Annotated in this window: 19 protein-coding genes; 9 read left to right on the top strand and 10 right to left on the bottom strand. The window is 70.1% G+C overall.

Going from position 1 to position 21,931, the window contains the following annotated elements:
* Positions 1-9: 9 nt before the first annotated feature.
* The 4 genes from KFLA_RS00315 to pknB all read left to right on the top strand — a co-directional run bounded on the left by KFLA_RS00315 (position 10) and on the right by pknB (position 6,206).
* Positions 10-1,407, top strand: a complete 1,398-nt coding sequence (locus KFLA_RS00315) for a PP2C family protein-serine/threonine phosphatase (RefSeq protein WP_012917749.1) — start codon at positions 10-12, stop codon at positions 1,405-1,407.
* Complete coding sequence (locus KFLA_RS00310; RefSeq protein ID WP_012917748.1) at positions 1,404-2,804, top strand: FtsW/RodA/SpoVE family cell cycle protein; 1,401 nt, start codon at positions 1,404-1,406, stop codon at positions 2,802-2,804. The genes KFLA_RS00315 and KFLA_RS00310 overlap by 4 nt, the downstream gene beginning before the upstream one ends.
* Positions 2,801-4,252 (top strand): peptidoglycan D,D-transpeptidase FtsI family protein, encoded by a 1,452-nt coding sequence (locus KFLA_RS00305; protein ID WP_012917747.1) that lies wholly within the window; start codon positions 2,801-2,803, stop codon positions 4,250-4,252. Before KFLA_RS00310 ends, KFLA_RS00305 begins: the two co-directional genes overlap by 4 nt.
* Before the next feature lie 64 nt (positions 4,253-4,316).
* Entirely contained in the window at positions 4,317-6,206 is a 1,890-nt protein-coding gene (gene pknB / locus KFLA_RS00300) for a Stk1 family PASTA domain-containing Ser/Thr kinase (RefSeq protein ID WP_012917746.1), read from the top strand.
* A gap of 73 nt (positions 6,207-6,279) precedes the next feature.
* On the opposite strand, the gene KFLA_RS00295 is transcribed toward pknB, so the two are convergent.
* Together KFLA_RS00295 and KFLA_RS00290 are read right to left on the bottom strand one after the other, a co-directional pair.
* Positions 6,280-6,897: an aminodeoxychorismate/anthranilate synthase component II gene (locus tag KFLA_RS00295; protein ID WP_012917745.1), complete on the bottom strand. Its 618-nt coding sequence runs from the start codon at positions 6,895-6,897 to the stop codon at positions 6,280-6,282.
* A gap of 43 nt (positions 6,898-6,940) precedes the next feature.
* Positions 6,941-7,711, bottom strand: coding sequence for a DUF881 domain-containing protein (locus KFLA_RS00290; protein ID WP_012917744.1), 771 nt, complete (start codon positions 7,709-7,711; stop codon positions 6,941-6,943).
* 125 nt (positions 7,712-7,836) lie between these two features.
* On the opposite strand from KFLA_RS00290, the gene KFLA_RS00285 reads away from it, so the two are divergent.
* Positions 7,837-8,100, top strand: coding sequence for a cell division protein CrgA (locus KFLA_RS00285; protein WP_012917743.1), 264 nt, complete (start codon positions 7,837-7,839; stop codon positions 8,098-8,100).
* A gap of 220 nt (positions 8,101-8,320) precedes the next feature.
* Here the strand turns inward: KFLA_RS00285 and KFLA_RS00280 are convergent, their stop codons facing one another.
* Positions 8,321-9,229 carry an alpha/beta hydrolase gene (locus tag KFLA_RS00280; protein WP_012917742.1) on the bottom strand — a complete coding sequence of 303 codons (909 nt, stop codon included), beginning with the start codon at positions 9,227-9,229 and terminating at the stop codon, positions 8,321-8,323.
* Positions 9,230-9,325: 96 nt separating this feature from the next.
* On the opposite strand from KFLA_RS00280, the gene KFLA_RS00275 reads away from it, so the two are divergent.
* The 3 genes from KFLA_RS00275 (at position 9,326) to KFLA_RS00265 (ending at position 11,781) form a co-directional block, all read left to right on the top strand.
* The gene (locus KFLA_RS00275; RefSeq protein ID WP_012917741.1) at positions 9,326-9,850 is read left to right on the top strand and encodes an EXLDI protein; all 525 of its coding nucleotides are present in this window, start codon (positions 9,326-9,328) and stop codon (positions 9,848-9,850) included.
* A 180-nt stretch (positions 9,851-10,030) separates the two neighbouring features.
* Positions 10,031-10,996 (top strand): daunorubicin resistance protein DrrA family ABC transporter ATP-binding protein, encoded by a 966-nt coding sequence (locus tag KFLA_RS00270; protein ID WP_012917740.1) that lies wholly within the window; start codon positions 10,031-10,033, stop codon positions 10,994-10,996.
* The gene (locus tag KFLA_RS00265) at positions 10,993-11,781 is read left to right on the top strand and encodes an ABC transporter permease (RefSeq protein ID WP_012917739.1); all 789 of its coding nucleotides are present in this window, start codon (positions 10,993-10,995) and stop codon (positions 11,779-11,781) included. The genes KFLA_RS00270 and KFLA_RS00265 overlap by 4 nt, the downstream gene beginning before the upstream one ends.
* Before the next feature lie 49 nt (positions 11,782-11,830).
* On the opposite strand, the gene KFLA_RS00260 is transcribed toward KFLA_RS00265, so the two are convergent.
* Complete coding sequence (locus KFLA_RS00260) at positions 11,831-12,523, bottom strand: pyridoxamine 5'-phosphate oxidase family protein (protein ID WP_041289073.1); 693 nt, start codon at positions 12,521-12,523, stop codon at positions 11,831-11,833.
* A 67-nt stretch (positions 12,524-12,590) separates the two neighbouring features.
* Between KFLA_RS00260 and pdxR the strand changes: the two genes are divergently transcribed.
* On the top strand, positions 12,591-14,048 hold the full coding sequence (gene pdxR / locus KFLA_RS00255; protein WP_012917737.1) for a MocR-like pyridoxine biosynthesis transcription factor PdxR: 1,458 nt from the start codon (positions 12,591-12,593) through the stop codon (positions 14,046-14,048).
* On the opposite strand, the gene KFLA_RS00250 is transcribed toward pdxR, so the two are convergent.
* From KFLA_RS00250 to arfA, 6 genes are read right to left on the bottom strand one after another with little or no spacing between them, the layout of a single operon-like run.
* Complete coding sequence (locus tag KFLA_RS00250; RefSeq protein ID WP_012917736.1) at positions 14,038-15,030, bottom strand: glycoside hydrolase family 43 protein; 993 nt, start codon at positions 15,028-15,030, stop codon at positions 14,038-14,040. The two genes, pdxR and KFLA_RS00250, sit on opposite strands and share 11 nt — an antisense overlap.
* Complete coding sequence (locus tag KFLA_RS00245; RefSeq protein ID WP_012917735.1) at positions 15,030-17,255, bottom strand: family 43 glycosylhydrolase; 2,226 nt, start codon at positions 17,253-17,255, stop codon at positions 15,030-15,032. The genes KFLA_RS00250 and KFLA_RS00245 overlap by 1 nt, the downstream gene beginning before the upstream one ends.
* A gap of 37 nt (positions 17,256-17,292) precedes the next feature.
* A complete protein-coding gene (locus KFLA_RS00240) occupies positions 17,293-18,120 on the bottom strand; it encodes a carbohydrate ABC transporter permease (protein ID WP_012917734.1) in 828 nt (275 codons plus the stop codon).
* Positions 18,117-19,058, bottom strand: a complete 942-nt coding sequence (locus KFLA_RS00235) for a carbohydrate ABC transporter permease (protein WP_012917733.1) — start codon at positions 19,056-19,058, stop codon at positions 18,117-18,119. Before KFLA_RS00235 ends, KFLA_RS00240 begins: the two co-directional genes overlap by 4 nt.
* 2 nt (positions 19,059-19,060) lie before the next feature.
* Positions 19,061-20,389 (bottom strand): ABC transporter substrate-binding protein, encoded by a 1,329-nt coding sequence (locus KFLA_RS00230; protein ID WP_012917732.1) that lies wholly within the window; start codon positions 20,387-20,389, stop codon positions 19,061-19,063.
* Positions 20,386-21,894, bottom strand: a complete 1,509-nt coding sequence (gene arfA, locus KFLA_RS00225) for an arabinosylfuranosidase ArfA (RefSeq protein ID WP_012917731.1) — start codon at positions 21,892-21,894, stop codon at positions 20,386-20,388. The genes KFLA_RS00230 and arfA overlap by 4 nt, the downstream gene beginning before the upstream one ends.
* Positions 21,895-21,931: the final 37 nt, after the last annotated feature.

The raw sequence follows: 21,931 nt of genomic DNA, 5'->3' as shown, positions 1-21,931 counted from the left end.
CGTGCGTCCATGACCCTGTCGCTCGACTACGCCGCACTGTCCGACGTCGGACGCGTCCGGCGCAACAACGAGGACTCCGCGTACGCCGGTCCGCACCTGCTGCTGCTCGCCGACGGCATGGGCGGCGCCGCGGCGGGCGAGGTGGCCAGCGCGGCCGCCGTCCAGGTGCTGCGCCGGCTGGACACCGCGACGATCACCGGCGAGGACATGATCGAGGCGCTCGCCGGCGCCGTGCACCGCGCCAACGAGCGGCTCTCCGAACTGGTCGAGGAGGACCCCGAGCGCGAGGGCATGGGCTCCACGGTGACCGCGCTGATGTTCGACGGCGAGCAGCTCGGGCTGGCCCACCTCGGCGACTCCCGGGCCTACCGGATGCGCGACGGCCGGTTGCAGCAGCTCAGCCACGACCACACGTTCGTCCAGTCGCTGGTCGACGAGGGCCGGATCTCCCAGGAGGAGGCCTTCACCCACCCGCACCGCAACCTGATCCTGCGGGTGCTGGACGGCCGGCCCGACTCCGACCCGGACCTGCAGATGCTCGACGTCCAGGCCGGCGACCGGCTGCTGCTGTGCAGTGACGGCCTGCCGGACTACGTCAACGACGACGTGATCGCCGCCGCGATGGCCGACGGTACGCCGGACTCGGTGGTCGTCGACCTGATCACGCACGCACTCGAGGCCGGCTCGAACGACAACGTCACCTGCATCGTCGCCGACGTGGTGGAGACCGCCCAGACCGGCGCGGGCGCGCCTCAGCTCGTCGGAGCCGCCGCGGAGCTCGCCCAGGGCGGGACCGGCGGGGCGGAGCCGACGATCGCCGTCCGCGGTGGTGGCGGCGAGGGGGCCGGGGCCAGCGAGTCCGGCGAGCACCTCGACCCCGAGGAGCTCCGGTACGCGCCGCGCCCGCCGAAGCGGTTCATCTGGCTGCGCCGGCTCGGCGCGCTCGCGGTCGTGCTGGCCCTGGTCGCCGGCGGCGGCTGGTTCGCGTACAGCTGGTCCCAGCAGCAGTACTACGTCGGGACCGACGGCGACTACGTGGCGATCTACCGCGGCGTCGACGAGCAGGTCCCTGGGCTCACGCTGTCCAGGGTGCACGAGCAGAAGACGCTCGAGGTCGACAAGCTGCCGACGTACAACCGTGAGCAGGTGGAGGGCACGATCCAGGCCGACGACCTGGCCGCGGCCCGCGAGATCGTCGAGGAGCTGCAGCGCGCCGCCGACGCGTGCGCCGGGCAGCAGGCGAAGACGACGCCGTCACCGCGGCCCGGGACCCCGGCGCCGTCCACGCCGCCGGCCAGCGGCAAGCCGGTGGTGTCGAAGCCGCCGGTCAGCGTCCCGGTCGCACCGCCCAGCTCGACGCCGACCAACGGCGCGGTCGGACCCGACGACTGCGACGGGGTCCGATGAGCATCGCGCCCACCTCGACCATCCAGATCATCCCGCGCAGCCGCCGCGGGGTGGAGCTGATGCTGCTGGTCATCGCCACCGCTGTCTCGGTCGCCGCCTACGTGAGCATCGGCCTGGCGGTCCAGGGCAACGTCCCGGCCAGCACCGGGTACTACGCCGCCGGGATCGGCCTGCTCGCCCTGATCGCGCATCTCGCGCTGCGCTACCGCGCGCCGTACGCCGACCCGGTGATCCTGCCGTGCGCGGTGCTGCTGAACGGGCTCGGCGTGGCGATGATCCACCGGGTCGATCTCGGCCTCAAGGCGGCGGCCGAGGCGGCCGGCCGGGAGCCCCGCGGCCCGGCGGCGCCGCAGCAGATCACCTGGACCGCGGTCGGCATCATCTTGTTCCTGGTGGTGATCCTGGTGGTCCGGGACCATCGCCGCCTGCAGGCGCTCACCTACACCGCCGGCCTGGCCGGTCTGGTGCTGCTGGTGCTGCCGCTGGTCCCGGGGCTGGGCGTCGACATCAACGGCGCCCGGATCTGGATCCGGGCGCTCGGCATGTCGTTCCAGCCCGGTGAGTTCGCGAAGCTGTGCCTGGTGGTCTTCTTCGCCGGCTACCTGGTGGTCAAGCGCGACGTGCTGACGCTGGCCGGGCACCGGTTCCTCGGCCTGGATCTGCCCCGCGCCCGCGACCTCGGACCGATCCTGATCGCCTGGGGCGTCAGCCTCGGCGTACTGATCTTCGAGAAGGACCTCGGCTCCTCACTGCTGTTCTTCGGCCTGTTCCTGTTCCTGCTGTACGTCGCGACCGAGCGGGCCGGCTGGCTGATCATCGGTGGCCTGCTCTTCGCCGGCGGCGCGTACGTCGCCTCCCAGCTGTTCGGCCACGTGCAGAAACGGGTGGCGGACTGGCTGAACCCGTTCAACGAGGTCGGCGGCCAGGTCGCCAACGGCCTGTTCGGCCAGGCCTGGGGCGGGGTGCTCGGCCGCGGTCTGGGTCAGGGCCGGCCGGAACTGCTCCAGTTCTACGCGCAGAGCGACTTCATCATCTCCTCGTTCGGTGAGGAGCTCGGCCTGACCGGGCTCATCGCGATCATCCTGATCTACACGCTGATCGTGGAGCGCGGCCTGCGCACCGCCCTCGGCTGCCGGGACGTCTTCGGCAAGCTGCTCGCGACCGGTCTGGCGATGTCGTTCGCGCTCCAGGTGTTCGTGATCGTCGGCGGAGTGACCGGGCTGATTCCGCTGACCGGTCTGGCCACGCCGTTCATGGCGCTCGGCGGGACCTCGCTGGTGGCGAACTGGGCGATCATCGCCCTACTGCTGCGGATCAGCGACCAGGCCCGCCGGCCGCAGACCCCCGCGGCGCCGGTCTCCGACGACACGATCGCCATGGCGGTGCAGAAGCAGTGAACTCAGCAATCCGACGACTGGCCGTGGCGGCGATCATCCTGATGCTCGCGCTGATGGCCAACTCCACCTACCTGCAGGCGTTCCGGGCGGACGAGCTGAACGGACGCAACGACAACCGCCGGGTGCGGGACGCGCAGTTCTCGGTCAACCGCGGCCCGATCCTGATCGGCAGTACGCCGATCGCGCAGAGCAAGCCCTCCAAGGACCGGTTCGAGTACCAGCGCAGCTACCAGCTCGGGCCGGAGTACGCGCCGGTGACCGGCTACTACTCCTACCTGTACGGCCGGTCCGGCATCGAGCTCAACCAGAACTCGCAGCTGAACGGCTCCGACCCGTCGCTGGCCTTCCGCCGCGTCGTCGACGTGATCACGAACCGCCGCCAGCAGGGGGCGAGCGTCGGGCTCACGCTGAACGCGAAGGCCCAACTGGCGGCGTACCGGGGGCTGGCCGGCAAGAAGGGCGCCGTGGTCGCGATCGAGCCGAAGACCGGCAAGATCCTCGCGCTGGTGTCCCGGCCGTCGTACAACCCGAACGAGCTGGCCTCGCACGACCTGGAGAAGACCGGCGCCGCCTGGAAGAAGCTGAACGCGGACAAGAACAAGCCGCTGACGAACCGGGCGATCAAGGAGCTGTACCCGCCGGGGTCGACGTTCAAGCTGGTCACCGCGGCCGCGGCGCTGTCCAGCGGCCGGTACACGCCGGAGACCAAGGTGCGCAGCCCTGCCGTGCTGGAGCTGCCGCAGACCACGGTCGGCCTGCCGAACCAGAACGGCCGCAACTGCGGCGGTAGCGACAACGCCACCCTGACGGTCGCGCTGCGCGAGTCGTGCAACTCCGCGTTCGGCTCGGTCGGTCTCGACCTCGGCGCCGAGGCGCTGCGGGAGCAGGCGGAGAAGTTCGGCTTCGGCGAGCGTCAGCTGCCCGACCTGGGGGCCGTCGCCAGCCGGTTCCCGGCTGATCCGAACGCGCCGCAGGTCGCGCAGTCCGCGATCGGCCAGTTCGACGTCCAGGCCACCCCCTTGCAGATGGCGATGGTGGCGGCCGGGATCGCCAACGGCGGTGACGTGATGAAGCCGTACCTGGTGCAGACCGTACGGACCGCGGACCTGAAAACGATCTCCGAGACCAAGCCGGAGTCGCTGCACCAGGCGGTCTCGTCCGAGGTCGCCACGCAGCTGACCCAGATGATGGTCGACGTCGTCGAGAACGGCACCGGCAGGCCGGCCCGGATCAACGGCGTACAGGTGGCCGGCAAGACCGGGACGGCGCAGACGGCGCCGGACCGCCCGCCGTTCGCCTGGTTCACCTCGTTCGCACCGGCCAATGATCCGCAGGTCGCGGTCGCGGTGATGATCGAGGACGCGAACGTGCCGCGCACCGACATCGCCGGCGGCACGCTGGCCGCGCCGATCGCGAAAGACGTGATGGAGGCGGTGATGGGCCGGTGAGCCCGGTACGGAAGGATCCCGTGACAGCAGGCAGATCGATTCGCGCAGGGCGGAAGGCAGAGCAATGACATCGCAGGCACGTCTCGTCGGCGGGCGCTACGAGGAAGGCGAACCGCTGGGGCGAGGGGGCATGGCCGACGTCCGCAGGGGCGTCGACAACCGGCTCGGCCGGGCCGTCGCGATCAAGCGGCTGCGGGTGGACCTGGCCAGTGACTCCACCTTCCAGGCCAGATTCCGGCGTGAAGCGCAGTCGGCGGCCTCGCTGAACCACCCCACGATCGTGTCGGTCTACGACACCGGCGAGGAACCGGACCCGAACGGCTCCGGCATCACCATTCCGTACATCGTGATGGAACTGGTGACCGGCAAGACGCTGCGCGACCTGATCCGCGAAGGCCGCAAGATCATGCCGGAGCGGGCGCTGGAGATCACCTCCGGCGTGCTGGAGGCGCTCGACTACAGCCACCGGGCCGGCATCGTGCACCGCGACATCAAGCCCGGCAACGTGATGCTGACCCCGCAGGGCCAGGTCAAGGTGATGGACTTCGGCATCGCCCGCGCGGTCGCCGACACCACCTCGGACATGACCCAGACCGCGGCCGTGATCGGCACCGCGCAGTACCTGTCGCCGGAGCAGGCCCGCGGCGAGACCGTCGACGCCCGCTCCGACCTGTACTCCACCGGCTGCCTGCTGTACGAACTGCTCACCGGCCGGCCGCCGTTCGTCGGCGAGTCGCCGGTCTCGGTGGCCTACCAGCACGTCCGGGAGCAGCCGGTCCCGCCGTCGTCGTTCGACCCCGAGATCCCGCCGGAGGTCGACGCGGTCGTGCTCAAGGCGCTGGCCAAGAGCCGCGAGGAGCGCTATCAGAGCGCGGCCGAGATGCGCCAGGACATCCACCGGGTGCTGGCCGGTCAGCAGGTGACCGCGCCGATGACCGCGGTCGGCGAGACCCGCGCGATGGCCGGTGCGGCGATCGCGCCGGCGGCTGCCACCCAGGCGTACGGGCAGACCCAGGCCCACGATCTGCTGCCGCCGGACGACGGGATGACCGAGGCGCAGGCAGCGCGGGCCCGGCGCAACCGGGGGCTGGCGTACTTCCTGCTCGGGCTGGCGATCGTCGCGGTCGCGGTCGGCGCGTACGCGATCATCACGAACCTGGGCGAGGACAACGACGGCGCCACCCCGCCGGCCCAGGTCGCCGTTCCGAACGTGGTGAACCGGTCGCTGGAAGACGCGACCGCGCTGCTGACCGCGCAGGGGCTGCAGGTGAAGTCCACCGGTGCGGCGAACCCGACCGTGCCGAAGGGCAACGTCGCCAGCCAGAACCCAGGCGCCACCACGATGGTGGACAAGGGCGCGGTCGTCACCGTGGTGGTGTCCAGCGGGCCCACGTCGTACCCGGTGCCGGACGTGGTGGGCAAGACCGAGCGGCAGGCGCGCGAGCTGCTGGAGGCGCCACCGGCGAACTTCAAGGTCGCCGACAAGGTGAACACGGTGGACGACGAGCAGCCGGAAGGCACCGTGCTCGGTGTTTCGCCCGACCCCAGCGGCCGGTACGCGAGCGGCCAGCGCTTCACGCTGACGGTCTCCAGCGGCTCGGTCAAGGTCGAGGTTCCGGACGTCACCAACCAGGGCCAGGCCGACGCCGCCAACACGCTGAAGAGCGCCGGGTTCGCCGTCGCCTACAAGGCCGCGCCGCCGGACCCGAACGCGATCCCCGGCACGGTGGTCTCCCAGGACCCGAAGGGTGGCACCAAGGCCGACAAGGGCGACAAGGTGACGCTGTTCCTCGCCAACCGGCCGACCGAGCCGTCGACGCCGCCGCCCAGCTCTCCGCCGACGACGAGTCCGTCAGAGGATCCCGAGTCGCCGCCCACCGACACCGACACGCCGCCGACCATCAATCTGCCCGGCGGCGGCGGCCCGCGCCAGAACACCGAGGACGACGAGTAGCCCGTCCCACAACGCGAAGACCGCGGCCCCCTGTCGGGGTGCCGCGGTCTTCGCGTTGTGGACGAGCTCGGGGTCAGCTGACAACCGGCGCCATGCCGGTGGACCGCGCCACCGCTCCCGGGTCGCCGCAGACAGCGAGCCAGTTGGCCAGCATCCGGTGACCGCCCTCGGTGAGCACCGACTCGGGGTGGAACTGGACGCCTTCGACCGGCAGGTCCCGGTGCCGCGCCGCCATGATCACGCCGGCCTCGGTCCGCGCCGTCACCTGCAGGTCGGCCGGCACGCTGTGCTCGGCGATCGCGAGCGAGTGGTACCGGGTCGCGGTGAACGGCGACGGCAGTCCTGCCAGCACGCCCGCGCCCTCGTGCAGCACCTGGCTGGTCTTGCCGTGCAGCAGCTCGTCGGCGCGGCCGACCACTCCGCCGTACGCGACGCCGATCGCCTGCAGCCCCAGGCAGACCCCGAAGATCGGGACCCGGCCGGCGGCCTGCTGAACGATGTCCACGCAGCTGCCGGCCTCCTCGGGCGTGCCCGGACCGGGCGACAGCAGCACTCCGTCGTACTCGGCGGCCTGCTCAGGGGTCACCTCGTCGTTGCGCAGCACCGTGGTGTCGGCCTGCAACTGCTGCAGGTACTGCACCAGGTTGTAGACGAAGGAGTCGTAGTTGTCGACGACGAGGATGCGCGGCATGCGCTCCATTGTCCCAGACGCCCGGGCCCCGGCCGGTCCGGTGTCAGCGACCGGAAGCCGAAGGGCTGACCGACGGGGTCGTCTCGAAGCCCGGCACGGTCGCGCTCTGCAGGTCCAGGGTGCCCTCGTACGCCGGCATCGCCACGTTCGACTCGTTCTTCACCTCGTAGCCGAGCTGGAACCTGACCACGTAGTCCTGCAGGTTCTCGATGTACTGCGAGTCGTCCAGCGCCTGCTGCAGCTTGCGCCGGTCGCCGATCGCGGTGATCTTGTACGGCGGCAGGTAGGGCACGCCGTGCAGGACGACGGAGTTGCCGACGCACTTGATCCCAGTGGTGGAGATGACCCGGTGGTTCTGGATCGAGATCGCGTCGGCGCCACCGGCCCACAACGCGTTCACCACGGCCTGGATGTCCTGCTGATGGATCACCAGCCAGTCGGCGTCGATGTCCGGGTTGTCCTTGACCACCTCGCGCGGCGCGTCCTTCAGCGTCACGGTCAGCCCGGGCCCGGTGACCGGCGTGGTGCCGACCTGCACGGACAGGTCCTTGAGCTGCTTGGCCAGCTTCGGCTCGATGGCGCCCTGCTGGGTCTGCAGCTTCTCGATGTCACCGCTGAGCGCCGCGTGCTGCCGGGTCAGGGTGGCGCTGCGGCGGCTCTGTTCCTCGACAAGGCCGGCCAGCGTAGTGTTGCGACTGGGACGGAGATCGGTACCGCGGGCGTTGGTGGCGCTGGTCGCGAACAGCAGGCCGGCGCAGAGCAACGCGACCGGCGCGGCCGCGCGCCAGAGCGAGAAACGCCGCAGCCTGCTCACCCGTGACTCCCTTGCATCCGTCTGCACTACGCTAACCGAGGCCAGACCCGTCGGTGTGGCTGGTGGCAGCCCCGCGAACCGGGGACCACCACTCACCTTAGTGTCCGCTACAAGGAGCCCACGTCGTGCCCGAGTCGAGCAGTCGCGAACAGAAGAAGAAGCCGGCCGCGGAGAAGCCGCAGAAGACTCCGAAGAAGCCCCGCACCACCAGCCGTCCGTGGGTGGCGCCGCTGATGCTGGGCTGCTGGCTGCTCGGGCTGATCTGGCTGGTGGTCTTCTACGTGGCCGGGCAGGACATCCCGTTCATGAACGACCTGGGCAACTGGAACCTGCTGATCGGCATGGGCCTGATCGCGGTCGGCTTCGTCGTCTCCACCCAGTGGATCTGACGCACTGATCCACCGAGACCGCGCTGACCAGCGGGGGCGATTCCTGCTGCAGCAGCCAGGTTATCCACACCCGTATCCCCAGCTGTGCACAGCTTTCCTGCGACTTTTCCCCAGGTTGTCCCCGGGTTGTGCACCGTTTTCGGCCGAACTTCGGCCAAATCTGTGGATTGTGGAGGTTTGATCACCATGTTGTCCACAATTGGGGAAGACGGCTTCCCGGCTACGTCCCCAGCGTCTGCGCCAGCAGGTCGGCGAAGTCACTGGGCACCTGGTGGCCTTGCCCGGGCAACGTGGTGATCCGCAGACCGAAGCCCTCCAGCTGATCGGCCGCCTCGAGCACGACCTCCAGAAGGTCGTCGTCCGTACCGATGAGAACGCTCGCCGGGGCCAGTGAAGTGGCCGCCTCGGTCGGCAGCTCGCGGAGCGCTGGAGCCAGCGCGATGACGCCGGCGACCGGCTGCGGTGTGGCTGTGAGCGCCCAGGAGATCGCCACCCGACCGCCTGCGGAGAATCCGGCCGCGACCAGCGGCAGCCCGTCGAGCTCGGCCGGCAGCTCGGCCAGCGCCCGGGCGATGTCGTCCGCGGCCGCGGCGGGATCCGGCCAGGTCCGGTACCTCGGTGACATCAGCTGAGAAGACTCGACGCAGACCAACGCGCACCCGAGGTCCAGCACGCTCGCCCAGTCCCGCGCCGCATGCCGCGCCGTCTGGCCGGCACCGTGCAACGCCACCACCACCCGTACGACGGTCCGCCCGTCCGGGGGAAGCCGGATCAGCGGCGGCGTGATCCCCGGCGTACGCCGGGCCCGGCTGTTCGCCACCAGGGCATCGAAACCGGGCAGCGTCCGCAGGCCGGCCAAGTCGTCGTCCTCGGTGAGAATCGATTCCTCCCACCAGCCGCCCGCGTCACTCGCCCGCACCAGCACCTCGAGGGCGGCTTCCGCGTTACCCAGTGAGCCGAGCAGACAGGCTCGGAGATGGGCCAACTCCGCTGCCCACGGTGTCAGCTGGTCGCCCAGCTCGGCGGCGGTGGCGTCCATCAGAGCGAGGGCGTCCGCCTGGCGCCCGAGCTCGTAGAGGGCGGCGACCTCGTCGGTGAGGGCGTCGTAGCGATCTTCGGCAGTGTGCACGCGCCGATCGTGCCAGCATCTCCCACCATCTACGCAGACATATACGTAGACATCTACGGACAGCATATGTATAGTTCTACGTAGAAGGAGAGGCCGATGCCGAACAAGACGATCTACGTGTCCGACGACGACCTGGCGCTGTACAAGCGGGCCCAGGAGATCGCCGGCAACCTGTCCTCCGCGATCTCGACCGCGCTCCGGCGCTACGTCGAGATGGAGGAAGGCCGGCTCGAGGGCTACGACGAGATCACCGTGCGGGTGGGCCGGGGCACCGGCCGCAAGCAGCGGTTCTCGGGTGTCCTGCTGGCCGAGGGCGGCCGGTCGAGCAAGGACGGCTACGAGGCGTTCAAGGTCTACCGCAGCCGGACCGGCAAGTTCGTGCTGCACGCCGACCGGCGCCATCAGTACAAGCAGAAGCAGAGCGACCCGGCGTACGAGAACGGCTGGCGGAGCTGGGTCGGCAACTGGAGCGCCGACCAGTCCTGGAGTCTCGCCCAGGGCGAAGCGACGCTGCACGTGGTGGAGACGATCGAGCAGCTGCGCGAGCTGATCCCCGTCGAGCTCTACGCCCTGGTGGAGGAGGCGGCGAACCAGCCCGCCGTCGAGGACCTCGACATCTGACCGGTCCTCCACCGGCCAACTGAACAACCGGCATCCCTGACCGGCGGCTCCGAGCCGTCCGGGTGGATCCGCACACCCTCCTTCACCCCGTACTCCGTACCCCGGTCGGCGTGAGCCTGCCCGAAAACAGTCCCCATCCCCCGAGGCGGCGCGAGCCTGCCCGAAACCGAGCGAGGAACCATGACATCAGCGATCGAGGTCCGTGGACTGCACAAGTCCTACGGCGACCAGCGGGTGCTCGACGGCATCGACCTGACCGTGACCACAGGCACCATCTTCTCGCTGCTCGGCCCCAACGGGGCCGGCAAGACCACCGTGGTGAAGATCCTGTCCACCCTGATCACCGCCGACGCCGGCGAGATCCGGATCGACGGCACCGACCTGCACCGCTCGCCGGACGACGTGCGCGCCGCGATCAGCGTCACCGGCCAGTTCTCCGCCGTCGACGGCCTGCTCACCGGCGAGGAGAACCTGCGCATGATGGCCGACCTGCACCACCTGGACCGGTCCGAGGGCCGGCGCCGGGCGGCCGAGCTGCTCGACCAGTTCGACCTGGCCGCGGCCGCGCACAAGCCCGCGATGACGTACTCCGGCGGCATGAAGCGCCGGCTCGACCTGGCGATGACGCTGGTCGGCGAGCCGCGCATCATCTTCCTGGACGAGCCGACCACCGGGCTCGACCCGCGCAGCCGGCACAGCATGTGGGGCATCATCCGAGGCTTGGTCGCCGGCGGGGTCACCGTCTTCCTGACCACGCAGTACCTCGAGGAGGCCGACCAGCTCGCCGACCGGATCGCGGTCCTGGACCACGGCCGGCTGGTCGCCGAGGGCACGACCGAGGAGCTGAAGCGGCTGGTCCCGGGCGGGCACGTCCGGCTCCGGTTCACCGCGCCCGACGAGCTCGCTCTGGCCGAACGGGTGCTGCCCAGCGGTCAGGCCGACCACAGCGCGCTGGTGCTCCAGGTCCCGAACGACGGCCGCGTGCAGTCCCTGCGCGAGCTGCTGGCCCGGATCGACGACGCCTCGCTGGAGGTGGACGAGCTGACCGTGCACACCCCCGACCTCGACGACGTCTTCTTCGCCGTCACCGGCCACAGCACCACCGACCCCGCGACCACCTCCGACGAGAAAGCGACGATCCGATGAGCGCGACCCTGCACCCGCTGGCCGACACCTCCACCATGCTGCGCCGCAACCTGCGGCACGCCCTGCGCTACCCGTCGATGACGCTCGGCACCCTCGGGATGCCGGTGATCATGCTGCTGCTGTTCGGCTTCGTCTTCGGCAAGACGTTCGAGGCCGGCCTGGGCGGCGGCGGGTTCGACTACCTGGACTTCCTGGTGCCCGGCATCCTGCTGGTCACCGTCGGCTCGGGCACGGTCCCGATCGCGGTGGCGGTCTGCACCGACATGACCGAGGGCATCGTGGCCCGGTTCCGGACGATGGCGATCTTCCGGTCCGCGGTGCTGACCGGGCACGTCATCGGCAGCGTGCTGCAGACGCTGCTGGGCCTCGCGCTGGTGATCGGCGTCTCGGTCGCACTGGGCTTCCGGCCGTCCGCCAACGTCGTCGAGTGGCTGCTCGCGATCGCCCTGCTCACCGCTACGACGGTCGCGCTGGTCTGGCTCGCCGTCGCTCTCGGCCTGACGGCGAAGACTCCCGAGGGCGCCAGCAACGTGGTGCTGCCGATCAGCTTCGTCCTGCCGTTCCTGAGCAGCACCTTCGTGCCGATCGAGTCGATGCCGGCCGGCATCCGCTGGTTCGCCGAGTACCAGCCGTTCACGCCGATCATCGAGACGCTGCGCGGCCTGCTGCTCGGCACGCCGATCGAGAACGGCAACGGCTGGCTCGCCGCCGCCTGGTGCGTCGCGATCACGACCGTCGGCTACTTCTGGGCGCAGAGCAACTACAACAAAGGCACGCTGGCCTGATCCGAGTCTTCGGCCAGCAGCCATCTGGTCAAGCGCAAGCTGGGCGCCCTCACCCATCAGTGCACGAGGGCGCCCCCAGCTGGTTCGCCCGGGTACGGATGTGGGCCGGGACCAGCAGATCGCAGTCGTCGTTGGTGATCGGCTCACCGGCGACCATCCGGAGCGGCAGTACGCCGGTCCAGTACGGCAGGTCCAGGTCCTCCGGCTCGTCGTTCGCACCGCCGGCACGCGTCTTCACCGACGCCTCGGTCAGGTCCAGGGCCAGCACGGAGGTCTTGGCCAGCTCCTTCCGGTTCGGACCGCGGGAGCCGCTCGACCGGCCGGGAACCAGATGGTCGACGATCACGGTCAACCCGTGCAGCTTCTCGTCCGGGTCGGTCACCGGCCGCGGTGTGCCGAAGACCACCGCCGACCGGTAGTTCACCGAGTGGTGGAACGCCGACCGGGCCAGCACCAGCCCGTCCACGTGCGTCACCGTCACGCAGATCGTCTGGTCCGGTGCTGCCACCACGCTGCGCGCCGCCACCGATCCGTGCAGGTACAGCGTCCCGTCCGGCCCGCTGTCCAGGTCCACCCCGTACGCCGTCGGCAGCACCAGCGGGGCCCCGTCCACCACCACACCGAGGTGGCAGAACATGCCCTCCCGCAGTACCTCGTGCAGGACCCGCCGATCGGTGGCCGCTCGCTCCTTCGACCGCCGCAGCCGCGTCCGCTCCGTCGGCGACAGTGATGTCGTAGTCATGGCAGCAGCGTGGCAGAGTAGTGGTATGCCGACACGGTCCATTACCCCTCAGATCCAGTAGTCCACTTTGCGGACCACGCTGCCGCTGACGGTGGACCGCGCCGCCGGTCTCGCGCTGCACCTGCAACTCGCCGAGCAGGTCCGGGCCGCGGTCCGCGACGGCCGTCTCCAGGCCGGCCACCGGCTGCCGTCCACCCGCGACCTCGCGCGCGAGCTCGGAGTCTCCCGCGCCGTTGCGCAGGCGGCGTACGACCAGCTGCACGCGGAGGGCTGGATCGTCGGCCGGACCGGCTCCGGCACGTACATCGCCGACGTCGTCCCGCTCACACCGCCGGTCCGGCAACGCCGTAGCCGCACCGCCGATTCGTCAAGCAACTCCCCGACCGCCGCAGCTTCGACCAGCTCGTCATGGCCCGGCCGCACATCGAAGGGGTTGCTCACCCTGCGCCCTGGCATTCCGTTCATCGGGACCCAGGCGGATGCCGGCTGGCGCCGCGCGTGGCGGGAGGTGTCGGCGCAGACTCCGCCACAGGGGTACGACGATCCGGCCGGACTGCCCGAGCTCCGGAGCGCGCTCGCGGAGCATGTCGGCCGCGTGCGCGGCATCGCCTGCGGACCGGAGAACCTGGTGATCACCAACGGCACCGTGCACGGCTTCCGCCTGCTGCTGTCCACCACCCTGCGGCCGGGCGACCGGCTCGCCGTCGAGGACCCTGGCTATCCCAACGCGGTGAAGGCCGCCGAGGCCCACCACCTGAAGGTCGTCGATGTGCCGGTTGACGCCGACGGACTGTGCGTCGACACCCTCGGCGGGCTCGAGGAACCGGACGGCATCGCGGCGGTCTACGTGACGCCCTCGCACCAGTACCCGCTCGGCGGGCGCCTGCCCGTTGCCCGACGCAACGAATTGGTGCGCTGGGCGCGCCGGACCGGCGCGACGTTGATCGAGGACGACTACGACAGCGAGTTCCGGTACGACGTGGCGCCGCTGCCCGCGCTGGCCCAGCTCGACCTGGACCGGGTGGTCCACCTCGGCACGCTCTCCAAGATGATCAGCCCGTCGCTGCGGCTGGGCTGGCTCGTCGCATCCGCACCCGTGGTGGACCGGATCGCCTGCCACCGCGAGGAAGCCAGCGACTGGCCCGGCTGGCCGATGCAGGCGGCCCTGCTGGCCATGCTGCGGGACGGCTACCTGGATCAGGTCGTCCGCCGCAACCGCCGCCTGTACGCCGAACGGCGGAACCACACCTGCGCCCAGCTCGCGCCGTACGGTCGCGTGGTCGGCCAGGACGCCGGGCTGCACATCACCCTGCTGCTGCCCGACCACGTCGACGACAAAGCGCTGGCCGCCAAGGCCCGCGCCGCCGGCGTGGCGATCGCCCCTCTCGCCGACTACCGCCGCACCGTCACCGGCAGCCCCGGCCTGGTCATCGGCTACGCCACTCCTACCGACGAGGACCTGCACAAAGCCCTGCGAATCCTCGTCGACCTGCTGGAGCGGGAGTCGAAGAGCACTATGGCTTGACGGGGTTTTCCCGCAGGGGCGGCTGGACCTTGGGGGTGTCACCGTCGAAGGTCAGTTCCGACAGCCACATGGTCCGGCCGGGTGGGTCGACGCCGACCAGCTCGGGGTCCCAGGCGTGGTAGACGAACCAGTACCGGCCGTCCTTCTCCAGCACCATGTTGTGTCCCGGCCCGGCGGCGGCCTCGGACGTGGTGAGGATCGGGTCGCCCGACTTCTTGCACGGCCCGGCGGGTGTCGTGCAGAGCGCGTGGCCGACGGCGTACTCGGCCTTGTCGTAGGCGTTGGCGGAGTAGAACATGTGGAACTTGCCGTTCCGCTCGACCAGGTACGGCGCCTCGACGAGGTGGCCCTCCCAGGGCAGGTCCTGCTTGAACATCCTGGTCGTCTCGCCGACCAGCTGGAGTCCGTCGGCCGACAGCTTGGAGACGTAGATCCAAGTGTCCTGGCCGACCGCGTTGCCGTCGTTCTTCCAGTACAGCCAGCGCTGCCCGGTGGAGTCCTGGAACGGGCTGGCGTCGATCGACCCGCCCTCCTTCTCCTGACAGATCAGGGGATTACTCGATTTGTCGACATAGGGACCTTCCGGCCGCTCGGCGACGGCGACGCCGATGCACTGCCGGGACGACGCATCGTGCGAGGTCGTGTAGTACATGACGTACCGGTCCGGCCCGTGCACCGCCACCTCCGGCGCCCACACCTTGCCGGCCGACGTCCAGGACGGCAGCGTCGGCAGCGCATCACCGACCTGCTCCCAGTCGACCAGGTCGGCCGACTTCAGCGTCTGGATGTTGCCCAGCGGCCCGTTGGTGGCGAAGGCGTAGAAGGTCTCGCCGGCCGCGATCACGTGCGGGTCGGCGAAATTGTTGTCGTAGACCGGGTTCGTGAATCCCACACTGGCTCCTTCCGGCGACGGGCTGGGGTCACCGCCGCCACAACCGGCCACGGCCAGCAGCAGCAACGACACCCCCAGCCCGCGCAGCATCACTTGCTCTCGTAGAACCGCAGGTAGTCGAACGTGGCCACCGGCGCCGGATCCGCTCCGGTGAAGTCACCGTGGGCGTACAGCCCCAGCCGCGGCGTCTCGCCGGCCGGCAGCACCCACGCCGCGCCCCAGGTCCAGTTCTTGCCGCCCACACTGGTCGCGGCCCGGTAGACGTGCTCGCCGGCGGCGTTGCGGTGGAACGCGAGCCGCATCCACAGGTCGGGCGCCGACCGGCCGATCGCCGCGCCGCCGTAGCTGGTCGCGCCGTCGGAGGGCCGGGCCACCAGTTCCCGCCCGTACTCCGTCTGCCGGGTGCGCCAGATCGCGACGTTGCCCAGCCGGGCGAAGTCGTCGTCGGTGCGGTGGACGATCATCCCGGCCTGCTGGTAGTTGCGGATGTCGCCCTCCCCGAGATCGAGGTGCAGCTTGGTCTCCGCGATCCACCGGTCGCCGGCCGGCGTCCGGTGGAACAGCAGTCCGGCGTTGTTGCCGCCACCGACCAGGTCGGTGTCCTGCAACGGCCAGGACAACTTGCCGTTGGCAACCGTCGCGGCGGCGTCCGGTCGCAGCCACGACCAGCCCGCACCGAGCCCGGAGCCGTTGAACTCGTCGCCGGCCAGCAGTTTGCCCGGCTGCGGCACGGCCACCATCCGGCGGACCGGCTCGGCGACCGGACGGATCGTCAGGTTGTCCACCTCGGCCTGGCCGAGCCAGCGCACCGGCGCCGCCTTGACCTTCAGCTTCGGTACGACGAGTCGCGCCTCGGCGTAGAGGTCACCGAGTCCGGCGTCGCTGATCCGCGCGGTCACGGTGCTGCCGGTGACCTGCACGGCCAGCCGGTTCCACCGGGACCGGTCGAACCCGGCGGGAAGCCGTACCGCGGTGGTCCTGCCGCCGGCCACCAGGACCAGCTTGTCCCCGACGATCGAGGCGACCACCGCGCCGTAACCGAGCACGGTCGTGAACGACGCACCCAGCCGGACGTCGGCGCTGACCCGGACCGAGCCGGCCGGCGCGGACTGCCGGGTCGCCGCCACGCCGCGGATCTGCGCGGTCGGTCCACCCAGCGCGTCACCAGGACGCCGGGTCGCGTTCCACAGCCCGGACGCGGGATCGGCCGGGGTGATGCCCGCCGCCGAGCCGGTGACCGGCGCGGGCTGCGGGGTCTCGGACGGACCGGCGCCGGCGCGGGTCCGCGGCCAGCCGTCGATCCAGTCGAGCCGGTCGACCAGCATCGGCCGCCGGTTGATGCCGAACGGGTCGGTCAGCCAGGGCTTCGCCCGGTCGATCGCGTGGTACAGGATGTGGTCCTGGCCGGCCGCGTCGGTGAAGAACGCGTGGTGGCCCGGGCCGATCCACTTGTTGCCGTTCTGGGTGAGCACGGTGGTGCCGCCGACCCGGGACTCGTTCATGCTCGCGCCGTCGGCGTCCAGGAACGGGCCGCGCGGCGACTTCGACCGGCCGGCGAACACGGAGTACCCGGTGGTCGGACCGGCGCAGCAGTTCGACGACGAAGCGGTCAGGTAGTACCAGCCGTCGCGGTACACGGCGTACGAGCCCTCGTAGCGGTCACCGATGGCGACCTGGGTCGGCGTACCGACCGCCTGCAGCCCGTCGGGGGTGAGCTCGGTGACCCAGAGGCCGCCGTAGAACCCGCCGTAGTACAGGTAACGCTTGCCGTCGGCGGCGGTGAGCATGGCCGGGTCGATGGTGCCGAAGTAGCCGCCGTTGCCGTCCGGCTTCGGGGTGACCACCGGGCCGCCGGTCGCGGTCCACGGGCCGGCCGGGGTCGGCGCGGTCGCGACCCCGATCGCCGGGTCGCCGCCGGGATTGGCCGCGGTGTCGGTGACGGTGAAGTACATGACGTAGCGGCCGCCGAAGTACCGGATGTCCGGCGCCCAGAAGAAGGAGCCGGGCGCGGCCCAGGCGGGCTTGGTCGCGTCGCTGAAGACGGTGCCCAGGTACTCCCAGGAACCGAAGTCCTTGGTACGGGCCATGTGCATCAGGCCGAAGGGACCGTTCGCGACCAGCGGGTCCGAGGTGGCGTAGGCGTACCAGTAGCCGTCGCGGCCCTGGATGATCGCCGGGTCGGCGTAGGTGTCGGCGAACGGTTTCGAGATGTCGTTCTGGGTGGTGACCGCCAGCGGCGGGGCCGCCACCGCCGCCGTGGTTCCGGCGGCGACGGCGGCCACGGCGAGCGCGGCGGCGAGAATTCTTCGAGGCACGGGCGGGTTCCTCTCGAACGGGCTTCTGACGGGGAGGTCAGCCTTTGATGCCGCTGCGGGCGACACCTTCGATCACGTAGCGCTGGACGAACACGTAGAGGATCAGGACCGGGACGGCCGCGACGGTCGCGCCGGCCATGATCACCGGGTAGTCGGTGGTGTAGGCGCCCTGCAGCAGGCTCAGACCGGCCGGCAGGGTGAGCCGCTCGGGACTGAACAGCACGAACAGCGGCCAGACGAAGTCGTTCCAGTTGGCCAGGAACGACAGCACGGTCAGCGTGGCCAGGGCCGGCTTGGCGTTCGGCAGGATGATCCGGGTGAAGACGATCCAGGCGTTCGCGCCGTCGATCAGCGCGACCTCCTCGAGCTCCTTCGGGATGGCCAGGAAGAACTGCCGCATGAAGAACACCCCGAACGCACCGGCCGCGCCGGGCACGACCAGCGCCCACAGCGTGTCCAGCCAGCCCAGGTTGTCCATCAGCAGGTAGTTCGGCATCAGGAAGACGAAGCCGGGAATGAACAGCGTCAGCAGGATGAACGAGAAGATGAAGTTCTTGAACCGGAACTCCATCCGGGCCAGCGCGTAGCCGGCCATCGAGGCCACCACGACCACCAGCAGCGCGTGCAGCGTGGCGGCGGCGAAGCTGTTCAGCGCCCAGCGCAGGACCGGGTTCTGGCCGCCGGTGGTGAGGATCTCACCGAACGCGCGCCCGGTCGGGTCCTCCGGGACCAGCGTCGGCGGGTCCGACTGGGACTCCCCGACGGTCTTGAACGAGGTGATCACCATCCACAGCAACGGGACGACGACCAGCAGGGTCAGCAGCACCACCATCACCCAGAAGGCGGCGGACGGTCGGCGCCTCATGACTTGCGCTCCCTCATCAGTGCGAACGTGATCAGCGCGACGATCGACAGGAAGATCGCGAGCAGGTAGCTCATCGCCGCGGCCTGCCCCATCCGGAACTGGCTGAAGCCGGTGTCGGTGATCACCATCAGCGCCGTCCGGGTGGTGTCACCGGGACCGCCCTGGGTGATCAGCAGCGCCTGGCCGAACATGTTCGCGCTGGCCAGCAGCGTGATCGTGACGATGAAGACGGTGACCGGACGCAGGCCCGGCAGGGTGACGTTGCGGAACTGCTGCCAGGTGTTCGCGCCGTCCAGCTCGGCCGCCTCGTACTGCTCGGCCGGGATGTCCTGCAGGCCGGCCAGGTAGATGATCGCGTTGAAGCCGGCCGTCCACCACACGGTCACCGCGACCAGCGCGACGAACGCCCACGGCTGCTCCGTGGTCCAGCCGATCTCCGGGATGCCGAACAGCCCGAGGAACGCGTTCAGGATGCCGAACGTGGTGTCCAGGATGTAGCGGAACATCAGGCCGATGACCGCCACGCCCAGCACGTACGGCGCGAAGTACACGGCCCGGAAGAAGGTCCGGCCCGGGAACTTCCGGTTCAGCAGCACCGCCAGCGCGAGCGGGATCGCCACCAGGAACGGCACCGACGCGAGCGTGAAGATGCCGGTCGCCCGCATGCCGTGCCAGAACGGCTCGGCGGTCGCCGACAGCGGGTCGAACAGGTCCTTGTAGTTCTGCAGCCCGACGAACGGCTTGCCGGGCAGCTGGAAGTCCCAGTCGTGCAGGCTCATCCAGATGCCGAACAGGGCCGGCCCGATCACGAACACCAGGAACAGCAGCAGATACGGCGCGAGGAACAGGTACGGCGTCGCGCGGCCGTAGCCACGCACACCCGCGGAGGCGCGGGCGCGCTGCTTGCGCAGCGTGCCCGCGCTGGCCTGGACCGCCATGATCAGGCGCCGTACTTCTTGCGGTTGGCCTCCAGGATCTTGTCGGCCCGGGCCGCGGCGTCGGCCAGCGCCTTGCCCGGCTCGGCCTTCAGCAGCACCGACTCGTTGACCGCCTTGTTCAGCTCGGCCAGCGCGTCACCGATGCCCGGCACCGGCGGCGGGAAGTGCAGGTCGTCGATCTGGGTGGCCAGCGCGGCCTGCTCCGGCAGCGCCTTGAACTCGGCCGAGTCGCGGACCTGCTTGCGGGCCGGCACCTGGCCGCCCTTGGCCCACTCCAGCGACTTCTGGCTGACGTAGTTCACGAACACCCGGGCCGCGGTGGACTTGTTCTGGTCCGGCGTCTTCAGCTTCGGCAGCACGAACTGGTGCGAGCCGGCCCAGGCCGCCTTGGTCCCGCCGATGTTCGGCAGCGGGGCGACGCCCCACTCCAGACCCTTCTTCTCCTTGAACGTGTTGATGTTCCAGATGCCGTTCCAGACGAAGGCGTTCTTGCCGTTCATCACCGCGATGTTGTCGGCGTCCTGGGCGACGTTCTTCGGGCTGTGCCCGTTCTTCACCAGGTCGGTGAACCAGCTGAGCGCCTTGACGCCAGGCTCTTCGTGCCAGGTGGCCTTCGAGGAGTCCTCGTTGAACAGCTGGCCGCCGAACTGCCACAGCAGCGCCTGGACGCTGAGCACACCGGTGAACGGGAACGGGGTGGCCCAGTGGCCCTGGATGCCCTTGGCCTTCAGCGCGTCCAGCGCCGCGGCGTACTCGTCGGCGGTGGCCGGCGGCTTCGCCGGGTCGAGGCCGGCCTGGGTCATCAGCGTCTTGTTGTAGAAGAAGCCCAGCGGGTGCACGTCGAGCGGGATGCCGTACCGCTTGCCCTCGTACTCACCGGCCTTCCAGACCACCTCGGAGAAGTCCTCCTGCTTGAGGTCCAGCGCCTTGGCCACGTCGTCGAGCGGCTCGATCACGTTCCGTGCCGCGTTGGTCGCCAGCGAGTCGACGTGCATGATCGCGACCGCCGGACCGCGGCCGCTGCTCACGGCGGTGGGCAGCTTCGTGTAGTAGTCGGCCCACTGCATCACGGTCATCTTGACCTTGATGTTCGCGTTCTCGCTGTTGAACTGGTCGACCAGCTTGCGCATGAACGGGCCGTCACCACCGGTGAAGCCGTTCCAGAAGTCCAGTTCGACGTTCGGGCCTTCGTAGCCCTTCGCGCCGCCGTCGCCGGTCGCGGGCCCCGCACCGGGGTTGCCCGCCGAGCCCTCGCCGCAGCCGGCCAGCACGCCTGCCGCGCCGAGCGCGCCGATTCCGCCCAGCACGAGTCGCCGGTTGATGGTGTTCACCGTGTACCTCCAGGGGAGAGCCTGATCATGTGCCACGAAGCAGGGGGCAACGTGGCGCGGCAGATGCCGCTGTCGACGCCGGTCCCGTCGACCGGTCGGGGGACGACCCGGTCCGGCTGGGCGGCCGTGTTCACCGCGGCCCGGTCGTCGTCGTGCAACGCGAGGTGCTCTGTCACTTCCAGGTGCCCGAACGCATGCAGGGGCACCTCCAGCTCGACCGTGCCGGTCTCGCCGCGGTTCACCACGAAGAGCACCACCTCGCCAGTGCTCTCCTCGTACGTCGCCGTGCTCCACAGCGCGGGGACCCGGCCGTACGCGCGCGTGTCCACCTCGGGTCCGGCGATCTCGGTCCGCAGCACCGTCGATCCGGCGTGCTGCGCGGTCAGCGCGAACGGGTGGAAGATGGTCTGCCGCCAGGCGGCGCCGCCGGGTTCGGTGCGGATCGGGCCGATCACGTTGACCAGTTGCGCCAGACAAGCGATCTTGACCCGGTCGGCGTGCCGCAGCAGCGTGATCAGCAGACTGCCGACCACCACCGCGTCGTCGACGGTGTAGGTGTCCTCGATCAGCGGGCTGACCTCGCGCACGTCCAGGCCGAGCTCGCCGGGGAAGTGCTGCTGGTACCAGACGTTCCACTCGTCGAAGGAGAGCGTGATCTCCTTGTCGCTGCGCTTCAGCGCCTTGACGTGGTCGGCCGTCGCGACCACCGAGGTGATCATCCGGTCCATCTCCTCGGCGGCGGCCAGGAAGCTGGCCTGGTCGCCGTCCTTCGGCTCGTAGTACGCGTGCAGGCTGATGTGGTCGACCAGGTCGTAGGTGCGTTCCAGCACCGTGCGCTCCCAGTCGCCGAAAGTCGGCATGCCGGCGTTGCTGGACCCGCAGGCGACCAGTTCCAGGCCCGGGTCGACCCGGCGCATCGCGTTCGCGGTCTCCTCGGCCAGCCGGGCGTACTCGTCGGCGGTCTTGTGGCCGATCTGCCAGGGGCCGTCCATCTCGTTGCCGAGGCACCACACCCGGATGTCGTGCGGCTCCTTGCTGCCGTTGGCGACCCGGCGGTCGGGCAGCTCGGTGCCGGCCGGCAGGTTGCAGTACGACAGCAGCTCGACCGCCTCCTGGATCCCGCGGGTCCCGAGGTTGACCGCCCAGATCGGCTCGACGCCGGCCTTGCGGGACCAGGCGACGAACTCGTCGGTGCCGAACTGGTTCGGCTCGATCGCCCGCCAGGCCAGGTCCAGCTTGCGCGGCCGGTCCTGCTTCGGGCCGACGCCGTCCTCCCAGTTGTAGTTGGAGACGAAGTTGCCGCCCGGGTAGCGGATCGCGGTGACGCCGAGCTCGCGGACCAGGGCCAGCACGTCGGTGCGGAACCCGTCGTCGTCGGCGTCGGGATGCTCCGGTTCGTAGATACCGGTGTAGACGCAGCGGCCCATGTGCTCGACGAACGAGCCGAACAGGCGCCGGTCCAGGCTCCCGACCACGAACGCTGGATCCACGGCGAGACGTGCCACGGGACCTCCACTTTCTCTACAACGTTTACCGGGTTTT

The sequence above is a fragment of the Kribbella flavida DSM 17836 genome (assembly GCF_000024345.1).
Taxonomy (GTDB): Bacteria; Actinomycetota; Actinomycetes; order Propionibacteriales; family Kribbellaceae; genus Kribbella; species Kribbella flavida.
The sequence above is the reverse complement of the archived record's forward strand: the minus strand, read 5'-3'. Positions and strand labels throughout refer to the sequence as shown.